Here is a 13,819-nt window from a genome sequence, read left to right as displayed (position 1 = left end):
GATAATGAAAACAATAGGCATGCTGGGCGGTATGAGCTGGGAGTCGACGGTCAGTTATTATCGTGCGATCAACCAGGGGGTGAAAGCCGCGCTGGGTGGGTTACACTCGGCCAAAATCATTCTCTACAGTGTCGATTTTCAAGAGATCGAGCGGCTCCAGCACCAGGGTGATTGGGGGGCGACGGCGGATATTCTCGTGCGGGCCGCCAGATCAGTCGAGCAGGCCGGCGCAGATGGCCTGATTATCTGTACCAATACCATGCACAAAGTGGCGGATCGGATTGAACGTGCGTTGTCGATCCCGCTAATGCATATTGCCGATGCCACGGCCCGGCAACTGCTGGCTGATGGTGTCCGGCGGGTCGGCCTGCTGGGCACCCGCTTCACCATGGAGCAGCCGTTTTACCGGGATCGATTGCAGGAACGGTATGGGATTGATGTACTGGTGCCGGAGATGGATGACCGGGAACGGGTGCATCAAATCATCTACACAGAGTTGTGTCTGGGGCAGATCCACGAGGCCTCCAGGCGCGAATACCTGCGGATTATCGCTGATCTGCAGCGGGCTGGCGCGGAGGCGGTTATTCTCGGCTGTACCGAGATCGCCCTGCTGGTACAGCCGGAACAGACGGAGGTTCCACTCTATGATACGACCGCTATTCATGCCGCTGATGCGGTGAATTTCCTCCTTGCGGACTGAGCAGGCACCGGTCCGGCTTCAACGCCCCGTCCCACATGGTCCGGCCGGTTTTTTGACCGCCGTTTACTCTTCCAGGCGATAACGGGTCCGGCAGTAGCGGCAGCTGGCTTCATCCCCGGGGTTTTTCAAGGGTATGACAACACGCGGATGCAGGCCGGTGGTTGGGCCGTCGGTTCTGGGGCAAGTAAGTGGCAGATCGCTTTTACTTACCTTGACGACATGTGTCGACAGCGCATCAATTGGCGTTTCCGGCTGTGTCATTTTCTCTCCATTGGTTATACGAGGTCAGGGAAGCCGGATGTCGGCGAACAGATGCGGACATCCCGATACGCCGCGGATTCTACCTCAAAATTCGTCACCACATGAAGGGCGACCAGTGACGCGGGCGTGATCAGTGGTGTTTGGTCTTGACGTCCAGCAGGCCCATGGCGACGGCTGATGCCACAAAGGTCAAATGAATGATCACATACCAGAGCAGCTTGTCGTTATTAATATTCACCGCGTTCATGAAGATCTTCAACAGGTGGATGGATGAGATTGCCACGATGGAGGCGGCCACCTTGTTCTTCAGACTGCTGGTATCCAGCTTGCCGAGCCAGGCGAGCTTTTCGGTATTTTCCGAAACATCCAGTTGCGAGACAAAGTTCTCATAACCGGAGAACATCACCATCACCAGCAGGCCGCCCACCAGCGCCATGTCGATCAGCGACAGCACCACCAGCACCAGGTCGGTCTCGGTGACCGAGAAGATTTGGGGCAGCAGGTGGTACACCTCCTGGAAAAACTTTACACCAAGGGCGAGCAGGGCCAGGCTCAATCCCAGGTAGATGGGCGCGAGCACCCAGCGCATCGCATACATCGCCCGCTCGAGGTTTCTTTCAATCATGGATGGTCCTTCAGGTCAGTGAGATTTTTGTGCTTTTGAATGTAACCGGTCCCATGGTGGGGGCGCTGGAGCGGTTTTTAAAGGTCATACATCAGGATCAGCATGCTCAACAGTCCCAGCCACATGATCAGTGTCAGTGGAATGCCGACCCGCAGGAAGTCGCTGAACCTGTAGCCCCCGGCGCTGAAGATCAGCAGGTTGGTCTGATAGCCCATGGGCGTGGCGTAACTCATGTTGGCGCCGAACAGCACTGACAAGATGAAGGGTTCGGCGGGCAGTCCCAGTTGACTGGCAATGCTGATGGCGATTGGGGTGCCGATCACCGCCGCCGCATTATTGGATACCACATTGGTCAGGATGGCGATCATCAGCATCAGGCCGCCCAGCACCGCGCTGATCGGCAGTCCGGTGGAGACGGCGACATAGAGACTGGCAATGTATTCGGCGCCGCCGGTCCGCATCAGCGCCAGGCCGAGCGCCAGGCTCACCACGACGATCAGGATCACCCGGGTGCTCAGGGCGGAGGCGGCATCCTCCCAGTCCAGGCAGCGCGTCAGCAGCATCAGCCCGACGCCACACAGGGCGCTGGTGGCGATCGGCAGCAGGCCGGTAGCGGCGAATGTGACCACTGCCGCCATGATCAGCAGGGCCTGGCGTGCCCGTCGGGTCTCCGGCAGATAGACCGAGGCGTCCAGTACCAGCAGCTTGCCGCTGCTTTTCAGCGCTTCGATACGATCCGCTGCGCCCTGCACCAGCAGCACATCGCCGCTCTCCAGACGCACATCCCCCATGCCCTTCTTGATAGTCTGCTGGCCCTGGGTCTGGGAGCGGTGAATCGCCAGGATTACCACGTTGTTGTGTTCCGCGAAGCGCAGCTCCTTGAGGGTGCGGCGATACAGTGGCGAGCCTTCCGTAACCACCACCTCGGCCAGCAGTTGGCCTTCCGAGGAGAGGGGGTGCTCTTCATCAATGGGATTCTCGATATCAGTGGCGTTATACAGAGTGGCGCCCAACAGCTGTTCGTACTCCTTCAGCAGTTCCGGCGTGTCCCGCACCAGCAGGCGATCGCCCTCGCGCAGCTCGGCGGTCGGCAGGCGGGTCACGTTGAGCCCCACACCCCGCTGGATCTTGTCTACCTTCATGCGCCGGTCGGTTTTCTCCAGTATCTCAGCCAAGGTCTTGCCGTTGGCAAAGCTCTCCTGGTTGATATGGAGCAGGGCGTCAAAAATTCTCGGTGACATATCAGAAAGCAGCGCCTGGCGTGGGGGCAGCAGTCGCGGCGCAACCAGCCAGAGATAGAGCAGCCCAAAACTTCCGGCAACCACCACCGGTAAGGCAAAATCGAACATGCCGAATTGATGCAGGCCCAGGTCTGCGGCGATACCCACCACCAATAGATTGGTGGAGGTGCCGATGGTGGTGGCCATGCCGCCGAGCAGGGTGGCCAGGCCCATCGGCAGCAGGATGCCAGAGGAGGACTGCTTGTTGCGGATTGAGACGCCAATCAGAATGGGCAACAGCATCACCACGATCGGCGTGTTGTTGAGGAATGCGCTGAGCAGGGCGGCGGAAAGCAGGGTGGCCAGGAACGAGAGCAGGGGCCGGGTGGCCCAGAGTTTGGACAGCAGGGCCGCCAGTGGCCGGAGCGCCCCGGTGGTCTCCAGACCCTGGCCGACGATCATCAGGGCGCAGATCGCCACCAGTGCCTCATTGCCGAATCCGCTGAAAAAATCACCCGGCTGCAGCGTGATACCGTTGCGCGTGTAGGGAAAGGCCTCGAATCCGACCACCAGGCTGACCAGGATCAGCAGCGATGAGGTCTCCAGCGGGATGTTGTCCCGGGTGAACAGATAGAGGGCGACCACGATCAGTAGCAGGACAGCGATGGCGTGCGGGTCAGGTAGCGGTGGCAGCATAGGGTGATGGTTGTTTGATGTCCGGGGTAACGCGCCGCTGATTCAGGCACACAGGTAAGAGTATAACGGTAATCGGGTTGGGTGCTTAATTTGCACAAAGGCTTGGATGGCCAGGGTATGCTTGAATAGAGTAATGGTGTTATCGGTATTTGGCGTCGGCGGTTGAGGAAGTTTTAGATGGAAAAGCGGGTTCCCGGTTATTGTGCGCTCTGCATCTCGCGTTGTGGCTGTATCTCCACGGTGCGCGATGGCCGGCTGGTGGCGGTCGATCCCGATCCCGACCATCCGACCGGTGAGCACCTCTGTATCAAGGGGCGTACCGCGCCGGAGTGGGTGAACAGCAGCGAGCGCCTGCTGACACCGCTCAAGCGGACCCGGGCCAAAGGCGCCGCCGATCCCGGATGGCAGCCGATCAGCTGGGATGAGGCGCTCGAGACCATCAGTCAGCGCCTGCAACAGCTCGCCGCCAGTGCGGGTCCGGAGAGTGTGGCATTCTCGGTGACCACACCCAGTGGCACCGGGATCGCCGACAGCTTCAACTGGATCAACCGCCTGGCCCACGCCTACGGTTCGCCGAATACGGTGTTTGCCACGGAAAACTGCAACTGGCACAAGGATTTCACCCCGATGCATACCTGGGGTGGCGGTATCGGTATGCCCGATTATGAGCGGACCGGTTGCATCCTGCTGTGGGGGTTCAACCCCACCACCTCCTGGCTGGCTCAGGCCAATCTGGTACGCCAGGCCAAACGGCGTGGCGCCCGATTGGTCGTGATCGACTGCCGCCGGGCGGGGCTGGCCGCGCTGGCGGACCAGTGGCTGCGGGTTCGCCCCGGCAGTGACGGCCCCCTGGCCATGTCCCTGGCCCATGTGCTGATTGAGAACGGCTGGTATGACCAGGCGTTTATTCGCCGCTGGAGTAACGGCCCGTTTCTGGTGCGGGGTGACAATGGCCGGCTGCTGACCGAAGCGGATATCCGTCCGGGCGGGTCCAGTCAGCGATACGTGCAGTGGGACGGGCGACGGAACGCTCCACTGATCACGGATTCAGCGACCTCCGATGATGCTTCAGTCGCCGGCGATGCGGCCCTGTTCGGCAGCTATCTGGTGACCACGCTGCAGGGTCGGATTCTCTGCTCGCCGGTATTCCAGCATTACGCGGAGCGTTGCCGGGAATATGCCCCGGAAGCGCAGTCGGAGATCACCGGTATCAGTGCTGAACAGGTGCGTGAAACCGCCCGTCTGCTGCATGAGCAGGGACCGGTCAGCTATTTTACCTGGACCGGCACCGCCCAGCAGCCGCAGGCGAGCCAGACGTCCCGCGCCATTTCCCTGCTCTACGCGCTGACCGGCGACTTTGACGCCCCCGGCGGCAATGTCTATTTCGCCAAGCCGGCAGTGGCCAACTTTTTCGGGTTGGAACTGCTGGATCAGGCACAGCGCCAGAAGACGCTGGGATTCAGAGAGCGTCCGGTGGGTCCGGGCACCATGGGCTGGATCACATCGCTTGATCTCTACCGGGCGGTGGTCGAGCAGGTACCCTATCCGGTCAAGGCGCTGATCAGCTTCGGCAGTAATCCGCAGTTGACCAAACCGCCGACGGCACACACGGAGGCGGCCCTGAAGCAGCTGGAATTTTACGTGCATGCCGATCTGTTCATGAATCCGACGGCGGTCTATGCCGACATTATTCTGCCGGTCGCCTCCCCCTGGGAGCGATCCGGACTCTATCCCGGATTCCAGGTTTCACAGCGGGCGGAGTCACACCTGCAGTTGCGTCCGGCGGTGATTCCGCCCCGAGGGGAGGCGCAAAGCGATACCTGGATTGTCTTTCAGCTGGCCGTCCGGCTGGGACTGGCCGATCACTTTTTTGGTGGTGACATGCAACAGGCGCTGGAAAAACTGCTGGAGCCGTCCGGGGTTGCCCTGGAGACACTGCAGCAGCATCCCCAGGGCATCGATCTGGCACTGCAGACGCAGTATCAGAAATACCGCCAGCAGGGATTTGCCACGCCCTCGGGAAGATTGGAGCTCTACGCCTCCCGCTTCGAGGCCGCAGGCCATGATCCTCTACCGGACTTCGTATCCGGCTCGGACAGGGATGCCGCCTATCCGCTGCGCCTGACCTCGGCCAAATGGGTGCAATACTGTCACAGCCAGCAGCGCAATGTGCCGTCACTGCGCAAGCGCATGCCCGATCCCCTGGTGGAACTGCATCCGGACACGGCTGTTAACGGCGGCATTGCCGAGGGAGAGTGGGTGGTCGTCACGACGCCGCAGGGCTCGATACGCGCCCGCGCACGGTTCAATGAGTCGCTGGACCGGAATGTGGTCTGCGCCCAGTATGGCTGGTGGCAGGCCGGTGATGGCCTCGGTGGACGACACTACAATGGCCTGATTGATGCGGAAGAGATTGACCCTGTCAGTGGATCAAACAGTCTGCGCAGCGCCCGCTGCCGCATCAGCAAGATTGCTCCGGGCGAATGAACCGGATGTGGCCGCAGGAGTTACCCTGACCGGTTCAGGCGAGTGTGCTATTACCCGCGTCGCCGGCAAACGCGCCCGGAGGCGGTAAAACCCCGTTGTCAGTCAATACTGCGAATGGCGTCCGTCTCGCTGGAGAGCGGAAGCGGCACCAGATGCAGCCCGGTGCGCCGTTTTTTCGGCTCTTCCGGCTGTATATAGGGGCACTCATCCATGGGGCGCCAGTCGCAGGCGACGCCGGTCACCAGTTCATGCGGACAGCTATGGCAGATGTGTATATCCAGTTTCTTCAACATATCCAGGCCTCCTTTGCGGTTCATATTAAAAATAACGCAATATCATGCAATTGCAATACTTTTATGATATTTATTTTAGGAAGTGGATCTAACTTCTGGTAAAAGAAGCCGGAGTGACGCGGGGAGGGGTGATTGGTGGATGCGGGCGGCCTGTGTCGGCCGCCATGCCTGAACCGGGAGCGGGTTATTCAGGGCCTGTTTACAGGCCCCGGCTGATTATTTGCACTCACCGATGCGCTTGCCCGACCATTGATGATCCATCGTTATCTGCTGACCCTGCATCTCCATGGACATCTGCAGGGTGCCGTTCATGGTGTCGCCCTGTGACTCGAAGTGGCCGGTACCGGTCATGTTGCCACCATGCCCGGTGCAGGCCATTTTCCAGCTCACCTGTGAACTGCTCGCTTGCACGTCGCTGAACTCGCAGTTGTTGGCATTTTGCATGATCTCGTCTGGAGACAACCGGCTGGCGGTGAAGCAGTGCTGCATACTCTTGACCGTGGGTTGGGGCAGCATGGGCATTTTCGATGTGATCTGAACTTCCCACATGCCGGGGGTAATCTGCATATCCGCAGCATCCGCTGCTGTGGTGGACAATAACAGGGTGCTGGCAAGGATTGCATAACGAACAGACATGGTACTTCTCCTGAGGGTACGGACGGTTATCTCCAAGGCTGTGATTCTGACAGAGATCCCGGAGAGCGTCGATGCGGGAGTGACCGGGTGGCTTACTGCGGTGATACATGACCACTCTACCGCTCTGGGAACGCTGCCGTGTTAGCGGTATCATCGGCTGCTCACAAAACAACCCGCGATGGCGTCAGGTCCCGTTATGAATCGTTACTGGAGTTCGGTCGTTCACACGCTCACCCCCTATGTGCCGGGAGAGCAGCCCAAACAGACCGATCTGATCAAGCTCAATACCAACGAGAACCCCTATCCGCCCTCACCCCGGGCGCTACAGGCGATGGCGGCAGAGGCGGCGGAGAGCCTGCGGCTCTATCCCGATCCCAATGCCGAGCGGCTGAAGCAGGCGATTGCCGATCTGCACGGGCTGACCCCGGCACAGGTGTTTGTCGGAAATGGCTCCGATGAGGTGCTGGCCCACACCTTTCTGGCGCTGCTGAAACATGAGTCGCCGCTGCTGTTCCCGGATATCTCCTACAGTTTTTATCCGGTCTATTGCGGACTCTACGATATCGCCTTCAAACAGGTACCGCTCACGGAAGGGTTCGAGATCGACCCGGATGATTACCGGATTACCAACGGCGGGATTATTTTCCCCAATCCCAATGCGCCCACCGGCCGGTTGCTGCCGCTCACGGCTATCCGGGCAATCCTGGATAACAACCGGGATTCGGTGGTGGTGGTGGATGAGGCCTATATCGATTTTGGCGGTGAGTCCGCCATTGCCCTGGTGAATCGCTATCCCAACCTGCTGGTCATCCAGACCTTCTCCAAATCGCGCTCCCTGGCGGGGTTGCGGGTCGGTTTTGCGCTCGGCAACGCTGAACTGATCGAGGCTCTGGAACGGGTCAAAAACAGCTTCAACTCCTACCCGCTGGACCGTTTCGCCATTAATGGCGCGGTGGCCGCGATCGAGGATCGGGTCTATTTCACCGAGACCTGCCAACGGGTGATCGCCACCCGGGAGCATCTGACACAACAGTTGATCACGCTGGGATTCCAGGTGCTGCCGTCGGCGGCCAATTTCCTGTTTGTGCGCCACCCCGGATGGGATGCCGGGGAGCTGGCCGCCCGCCTGCGGGAGCGATCCATTATTGTGCGGCACTTCCGCCAGCCCCGGATCGACCAGTTCCTGCGTATCACCATCGGTAGCGACCAGCAGACTCAACGGCTCTGCGAAGCCTTGGCCGACATTCTCGAATAACGGTTACCGTAGGTCTCGGATAATCGGTTCAACCCTGTGTGGATTGTTGATAAGCACCGCAACGGTGCATTGCTGCACCAGGGTGGCTGCAGCCGCTGACCGATAACTCTGAAAATATTTTTACCGGCGCTGATTCTGGCGCATTTCTTACCGATGGCATGCTCCTTGCTGAATGCTGCTGTATTCGCAGGAGGTATTGTCCATGTCAGTGGTTGGTTGTTTTTCGCTTGAGCCTCACTCCCTCGTGGTGATGCAGCGGTTTCCGGGCCGCCCCGTTATCGGGAGGGCATACTGATGTCCCTGGAAGTCAGGACCACCTGTCCCTATTGCGGCGTCGGTTGTGGTGTTATAGCCAGACGGGAACCCTCGGGTGCGGTGACCATCACGGGCGATCCGGAGCACCCGTCGAATTATGGCCGACTCTGCTCCAAGGGGAGTGCCCTGGGTGAGACGTTGGGTGAATCGGGCCGCCTGCTGACGCCGATGGTGAACGGTCGTGAGGTGGATTGGGATACCGCACTGGATAGTGTGGCCAATGGCCTGCAACAGGCGATTCGTGAGCATGGGCCGGAATCGGTCGCCTTCTATGTCTCGGGTCAACTGCTGACCGAAGACTACTATGTGGCCAACAAGCTGATGAAGGGGTTTATCGGCGCGGCCAATATCGATACCAACTCCCGCCTCTGTATGTCATCCGCCGTGGCGGCACACAAGCGTGCCTTCGGTGCCGATGTGATGCCCTGCAGTTATGATGATCTGGAGCGGGCCAAGCTGATTGTGCTGGCCGGCTCCAATGCCGCCTGGTGCCATCCGGTGATCTACCAGCGCATCATGGCCAGCAAACAGCAGAATCCGGATCTGCAGATCGTCACCATCGATCCCCGAATGACACCTACCGCCGCGACGGCTGATCTGCACCTGGCGATCCGGCCCGGTACGGATGCCCTGCTGTTCAACGGCCTGCTGGTCTACCTGGAACAACAGGGTGAACGCAACAGCCTGTTCGTCCGGCAGGCAACCCGGGAGAGTGAGGCCGCGTTGGCGGTGGCAGCCCTGGATGCCCCGGATATCGCCCGGGTCGCCAAGGGTTGCGGACTCGCGCCGGCAGCGGTGGAGCGTTTTTATCGCCTGTTTGCCCGTACCGAGCGGGTGGTTACCGTCTACTCCCAGGGCATCAATCAGTCCAGCAGCGGCGTGGACAAGATCAACGCCATTATCAACTGCCACCTGCTGACCGGTCGTATTGGTCGTCCCGGTATGGGACCCTTCTCCCTGACCGGGCAACCCAATGCCATGGGTGGGCGTGAGGTAGGAGGGCTGGCCAACCAGTTGGCCGCCCACATGGAGCTTGAGTCCGAGGCGGATCGGGAGCGGGTGAAACGCTTCTGGGAGGCACCGGCAATACCCCGGCGGGGTGGACTGAAAGCGGTCGATCTGTTTGACGCCGTGGAAGCGGGCAGGATCCGGGTGCTCTGGATAATGGCCACCAATCCGGCGGTCAGCCTGCCGGACTCGGATCGGATACGTCGCGCCCTGGAAAAATGCGCGCTGGTGATCGTCTCCGACTGCGTGGCTGCGACGGACACCCTGGAGCTGGCGCACATCCGCCTGCCCGCCACCACCTGGGGTGAACGTGATGGTACGGTCACCAGCTCGGAACGCCGCATCTCGCGCCAGCAAGCCTTTCTGCCTGCGCCGGGGGAGGCGCGGCCGGACTGGTGGATCGTCAGCCAGGTGGCGAGCCGCATGGGCTTTTCCAGGCAATTCAACTATCAGCGCCCCAGTGAGATTTTTCGTGAACATGCGGCCCTTTCGGGCTTTGAAAACCGCGGTGGCCACCGGGCCTTTGATATCAGCGGCTACGCGGATCTGAGTGATGCCGCGTATGAGGCACTCACTCCCCGCCAGTGGCCGCTCACCAGGAGGGAGCCCAGCGGCACCTGTCGCCTGTTCAGTGAGGGCCTGTTCTGTACCGAAGACGGCCGGGCGCGGTTTGTGCCGGTGACGCCCGGACCGCCGAAAAACATGCCAAACCAGGAATATCCGCTGACCCTGAACAGTGGCCGGGTGCGGGATCATTGGCACACCATGACCCGTACCGGCCTGTCACCCCGACTCGCCAGTCACACCATCGAACCCTATGCGGAGGTCCATCCCGATGATGCGGCTCTGTACGACCTGGCCGATGGAGCCCTGGCGTGCATCGAGAGTCCCACGGGCAGCGCCACGGTACGGGTGCGGGTGACCGCCGGCCAGCAACCGGGCAGTCTGTTCATGCCGATGCACTGGAATGGCCAGTTTGCCGAGACCGGCCGGGTCAATGCGCTGCTGCCGGGGGTGACCGATCCGCTCTCCGGACAGCCGGAGTTCAAGCAGGGTCGGGCACGCATCCGTGAACGCCGCTATGCCTGGCACGGATTCCTGTTTTCGCGCCGCCGGTTACAGCCGGTCGGGGCTGACTACTGGGCACGTTCCCGGGGTGCGGGCTGCTGGCGCTACGAGATGGCGGGCGATCTGACCCCGCAGGACTGGGCCGGGATGGCCCGCTCCTATCTCTGCAGCGCGGAGCAGGAGGTCGGCTGGATGGAGTATTCCGACCGGGCCGCCAACCGCTATCGCGCCGCCCGCTTTGTCGACAACAGCCTGGAGAGCTGCCTGTTCATCGGTCCGGATCTGGAGCTGCCGCCGCGCGACTGGATCGAAGTGCTGTTTGGCAAGGCATCACTGGACATCGCTGAGAGGGCCAGCCTGCTCTCCGGTCATGCGCCGGATAAACGCGCGGACGTGGGCAGGATCGTCTGCGCCTGTCACGGGATTGGGGAGAAGCGCATCCAGGCGGGGATACAGGTACAGGGGTTGAACAGTGTCGAGGCTATTGCCGAGGTGTTGAAGGCGGGGAGTGGCTGCGGCTCCTGCGTGCCTGAGATTCGGGCCATGCTGGCAGCGGGATAGGGGCTTCGATCCGTTACTGGAAGCAAGGGGTGGGGCGCACCTTGGAGTGGGACCCGGTTCCCAGAAATACGCGTTCCCACCCAGAGCGTGGGAACGCGGGGGTAAGTTCGAGTAAATAAAAAACCCCGCACCAGGGTGCGGGGTCTTCTGTTCTGCACAGCGATTTAACGGCTTACTTGTGCACGCCCAGGCGATCTCTCCAGCCGGGGAAGATCTGATCCGCATCCTGCGGGAAGGACTCGAAGGCACGGGCGAACTCCTTGTGCTCCTTGGCGTATTCGACCGGATCGGCACCCTCTTTCCAGCACTCGTAGGCCTGGCGCAGGGAGATGGCGCCGGCCGCCGGGCTGTCGATGTGGCCGTAGGAGCCGCCGCCGGAGGTGTTGATCACGTTGCCGTGGCCCAGGTTTTCGAAGAAGCCGGGCAGACGCAGGGCGTTCATGCCACCGGAGATGATCGGGGTAGTCGGTTTCATGCCGTACCACTCCTGGTGATAGAACGGACCGTCACAGCTGTCCCGCTCGATCATGTAGGCGATGATCTTGTCATCCCGCGAACCTTCCATCTTGCCGTAACCCATGGTGCCGACGTGGATACCGGACGCACCCTGCAGACGGGCCATCTTGGCCAGCACGAAAGCGGTGTAACCGCGTTTGGAGGAGGGCGAGGTGACGGCACCGTGACCGGCACGGTGGTAGTGCAGGTACTGGTTGGGATACTGCCGGCGTGCCGTGGTGATCATGCCGGGGCCGCCGACATAACCGTCCACCAGGAAGGCGACGTGGGAGGCGTTCTCGCCAAAGGTCTCCAGGATGTAATCGGCGCGGGCCAGCATTTCATAATGGTCATCCGCCGTGATATTGGCGGAGAACAGCTTGGCCTGTCCGGTCTCGTCCTGGGCGCGTTTCATGGCGTCAGCGACCAGCGGCATCACCTTTTTCATCGGGCAGAACACCTGGTTGCCCTGGGGCTCGTCGTTCTTGATGAAGTCGCCACCCAGCCAGAACTGGTAGGCTGCCGAGGCAAACGGCTCGGGACGCAGGCCCAGTTTCGGTTTGATAATGGTGCCGGCAATGTAACCACCGTCCTTCACCGGACGACCCAGGATACGCCACATATCACTGATGTCCTTGGAGGGACCGTCAAACAGCTGCAGCATCTTGGGTGGCACGTAGAAATCCTGCATCTGGGCGCTCTTTACATCGCCCATGCCCTGGTTATTACCAATGGCGAGGGTGAGGAAAGAGACCAGCATGATGCGACCATCGGTAACATTGCGATCGAACAGCTCATTCGGGTAGGCGATCTTCATGATGCCGTTGGCTTCATCGATCTCATACACCAGCGCGTCGACACCCTTGGTGAAGTCGTCGGTGGTGGAAACCTCGACGTTGGTGCCGGTGGAGGACTCGGCAGCGAAGTGTGCCGCGGTAGCAAGATAACCGTGGCCGGCTGCGGGCTCCATGGTGTAGGCAACCAGGATATGGTTGCCGTCAGCGATCAGCTTGTCTTCGTTCAGGCTCAGGTCGGCATAGCGACTGGTTTGGTCAAGGGCCATCTGTTGTTACCTCACTACTCTCTAATTTTGATTGGGCTGTCTGGTACAGTGCGATGCGTTGATTCGGCTTCTCCCTCAGGAGTTGCGGTGACTATAGCCATCGATCACTATAAATAAAACTAAAACTTTTTGATTGTTGTGATAAGGTAGCGCTTATGTGTAAGTACGGGGTGATGCGTTATGAATTTCACGATTCGTCAGTTAAAAGTGTTCGAGGCCGTAGCCAATCACTTGAGTTTTACCAGGGCGGCTGATGAGTTATATCTTAGTCAGCCGGCGGTTTCCATGCAAATCAAACAGTTAGAGGAGAGTGTCGGCCTACCGCTGTTTGAGAAGCTGGGTAAGAAAATTCACCTCACGGCAGCGGGTCGGGAACTCCACACTTACGGAAAGGCCATCTTCCGGCAACTGGATGAGATGGAAGAGGTGATGGAGGCTCAGAAGGGCCTGAGTCGCGGCCGTCTGGATATCGCCGTCGCCAGTACCGTCAACTATTTTGCGCCCCGTGCCCTGGGCGCGTTTTCCCGTCGCTATCCCGGCGTGCGTCTCAGCCTCTCGGTCAATAACCGCAAGGAACTCATGCGTATGCTGGATCAGAATGAGAAGGATCTGGTGCTGATGGGGCAGCCACCTGAAGCTCTTGATCTGGAATATGAAGAGTTTATGGATAATCCGCTGGTGGTGATCGCACCACCTGACCACCCGCTGGTGGGGGAGAAGCATATTGCACTGCAAAAGCTCGCCGAAGAGACCTTTCTGATGCGGGAGGCCGGTTCGGGTACCCGATTGGCGCTGGAGCGTTTTTTTCAGGAACAGGCCCTTGAGCTGAACTGTGGCATGGAGCTGAATGGCGGCGAGGCTATCAAGCAGGCGGTCAGGGCCGGGCTCGGTCTGGCGGTGGTTTCGGCCCACACCATTGAACTGGAGCTGGAAACCGGTCGGCTGGTCACCCTGGATGTGGAGGGTTTTCCGCTGCTGAAGAAGTGGTTCATGGTGCACCGCCGTGGCAAGCGATTGTCACCCTCCGCCCAGGCGTTCCATGATTTTCTGCTGGGTGATGGTCTGGCCGAAATTCAGAAAATTAGGTAGGGACTTGGCGCGGCCTGTTAGGCTAGAATGGCCGGTTTCGCTTATTG

At 60.2% G+C, this 13,819-nt stretch carries 11 protein-coding genes; 5 read left to right on the top strand and 6 right to left on the bottom strand.

The genetic code is table 11. The features are described from left to right. Positions 1–4: 4 nt before the first annotated feature. Complete coding sequence (locus ACHZBF_RS14095; RefSeq protein ID WP_321528788.1) at positions 5–700, top strand: aspartate/glutamate racemase family protein; 696 nt, start codon at positions 5–7, stop codon at positions 698–700. 63 nt (positions 701–763) lie between these two features. On the opposite strand, the gene ACHZBF_RS14090 is transcribed toward ACHZBF_RS14095, so the two are convergent. From ACHZBF_RS14090 to ACHZBF_RS14080, 3 genes are all read right to left on the bottom strand, one after another. Then, a complete protein-coding gene (locus ACHZBF_RS14090; protein ID WP_321528787.1) occupies positions 764–961 on the bottom strand; it encodes a zinc-finger domain-containing protein in 198 nt (65 codons plus the stop codon). A gap of 130 nt (positions 962–1,091) precedes the next feature. Next, on the bottom strand, positions 1,092–1,586 hold the full coding sequence (locus tag ACHZBF_RS14085; protein WP_435684300.1) for a TIGR00645 family protein: 495 nt from the start codon (positions 1,584–1,586) through the stop codon (positions 1,092–1,094). A gap of 77 nt (positions 1,587–1,663) precedes the next feature. Further along, the gene (locus ACHZBF_RS14080; protein WP_321528786.1) at positions 1,664–3,502 is read right to left on the bottom strand and encodes an SLC13 family permease; all 1,839 of its coding nucleotides are present in this window, start codon (positions 3,500–3,502) and stop codon (positions 1,664–1,666) included. A 177-nt stretch (positions 3,503–3,679) separates the two neighbouring features. Between ACHZBF_RS14080 and ACHZBF_RS14075 the strand changes: the two genes are divergently transcribed. After that, positions 3,680–5,989 (top strand): molybdopterin-containing oxidoreductase family protein, encoded by a 2,310-nt coding sequence (locus ACHZBF_RS14075; protein ID WP_321528785.1) that lies wholly within the window; start codon positions 3,680–3,682, stop codon positions 5,987–5,989. A 98-nt stretch (positions 5,990–6,087) separates the two neighbouring features. Here the strand turns inward: ACHZBF_RS14075 and ACHZBF_RS14070 are convergent, their stop codons facing one another. Both ACHZBF_RS14070 and ACHZBF_RS14065 read right to left on the bottom strand, forming a co-directional pair. Further along, positions 6,088–6,282 (bottom strand): hypothetical protein, encoded by a 195-nt coding sequence (locus tag ACHZBF_RS14070; protein WP_273438211.1) that lies wholly within the window; start codon positions 6,280–6,282, stop codon positions 6,088–6,090. Positions 6,283–6,498: 216 nt separating this feature from the next. Next, complete coding sequence (locus tag ACHZBF_RS14065; protein ID WP_273438210.1) at positions 6,499–6,918, bottom strand: DUF3617 domain-containing protein; 420 nt, start codon at positions 6,916–6,918, stop codon at positions 6,499–6,501. 196 nt (positions 6,919–7,114) lie between these two features. Between ACHZBF_RS14065 and hisC the strand changes: the two genes are divergently transcribed. Further along, positions 7,115–8,173, top strand: a complete 1,059-nt coding sequence (hisC, locus tag ACHZBF_RS14060; protein WP_321528784.1) for a histidinol-phosphate transaminase — start codon at positions 7,115–7,117, stop codon at positions 8,171–8,173. Between the two features lie 294 nt (positions 8,174–8,467). Continuing rightward, positions 8,468–11,125, top strand: coding sequence for a nitrate reductase (locus tag ACHZBF_RS14055; RefSeq protein ID WP_321528783.1), 2,658 nt, complete (start codon positions 8,468–8,470; stop codon positions 11,123–11,125). 172 nt (positions 11,126–11,297) lie between these two features. On the opposite strand, the gene ACHZBF_RS14050 is transcribed toward ACHZBF_RS14055, so the two are convergent. Further along, positions 11,298–12,683, bottom strand: coding sequence for a ribulose-bisphosphate carboxylase (locus ACHZBF_RS14050; protein ID WP_321528782.1), 1,386 nt, complete (start codon positions 12,681–12,683; stop codon positions 11,298–11,300). Positions 12,684–12,863: 180 nt separating this feature from the next. Between ACHZBF_RS14050 and ACHZBF_RS14045 the strand changes: the two genes are divergently transcribed. Further along, the gene (locus ACHZBF_RS14045) at positions 12,864–13,772 is read left to right on the top strand and encodes a LysR family transcriptional regulator (RefSeq protein WP_321528781.1); all 909 of its coding nucleotides are present in this window, start codon (positions 12,864–12,866) and stop codon (positions 13,770–13,772) included. Positions 13,773–13,819: the final 47 nt, after the last annotated feature.

This window comes from Sedimenticola selenatireducens, assembly GCF_963675335.2.
Lineage (GTDB): Bacteria > Pseudomonadota > Gammaproteobacteria > Chromatiales > Chromatiaceae > Sedimenticola > Sedimenticola selenatireducens.
Note: the sequence above shows the minus strand (reverse complement) of the source record. Positions and strands in the feature narration are given on the sequence as shown.

Bases quoted from the DNA above. Each gene is read 5' to 3' on its own strand.
- ACHZBF_RS14095 (WP_321528788.1), top strand. From the start codon at position 5: ATGAAAACAATAGGCATGCTGGGCGGTATGAGCTGGGAGTCGACGGTC.
- ACHZBF_RS14090 (WP_321528787.1), bottom strand. From the start codon at position 961: ATGACACAGCCGGAAACGCCAATTGATGCGCTGTCGACACATGTCGTC.
- ACHZBF_RS14085 (WP_435684300.1), bottom strand. From the start codon at position 1,586: ATGATTGAAAGAAACCTCGAGCGGGCGATGTATGCGATGCGCTGGGTG.
- ACHZBF_RS14080 (WP_321528786.1), bottom strand. From the start codon at position 3,502: ATGCTGCCACCGCTACCTGACCCGCACGCCATCGCTGTCCTGCTACTG.
- ACHZBF_RS14075 (WP_321528785.1), top strand. From the start codon at position 3,680: ATGGAAAAGCGGGTTCCCGGTTATTGTGCGCTCTGCATCTCGCGTTGT.
- ACHZBF_RS14070 (WP_273438211.1), bottom strand. From the start codon at position 6,282: ATGTTGAAGAAACTGGATATACACATCTGCCATAGCTGTCCGCATGAA.
- ACHZBF_RS14065 (WP_273438210.1), bottom strand. From the start codon at position 6,918: ATGTCTGTTCGTTATGCAATCCTTGCCAGCACCCTGTTATTGTCCACC.
- hisC (WP_321528784.1), top strand. From the start codon at position 7,115: ATGAATCGTTACTGGAGTTCGGTCGTTCACACGCTCACCCCCTATGTG.
- ACHZBF_RS14055 (WP_321528783.1), top strand. From the start codon at position 8,468: ATGTCCCTGGAAGTCAGGACCACCTGTCCCTATTGCGGCGTCGGTTGT.
- ACHZBF_RS14050 (WP_321528782.1), bottom strand. From the start codon at position 12,683: ATGGCCCTTGACCAAACCAGTCGCTATGCCGACCTGAGCCTGAACGAA.
- ACHZBF_RS14045 (WP_321528781.1), top strand. From the start codon at position 12,864: ATGAATTTCACGATTCGTCAGTTAAAAGTGTTCGAGGCCGTAGCCAAT.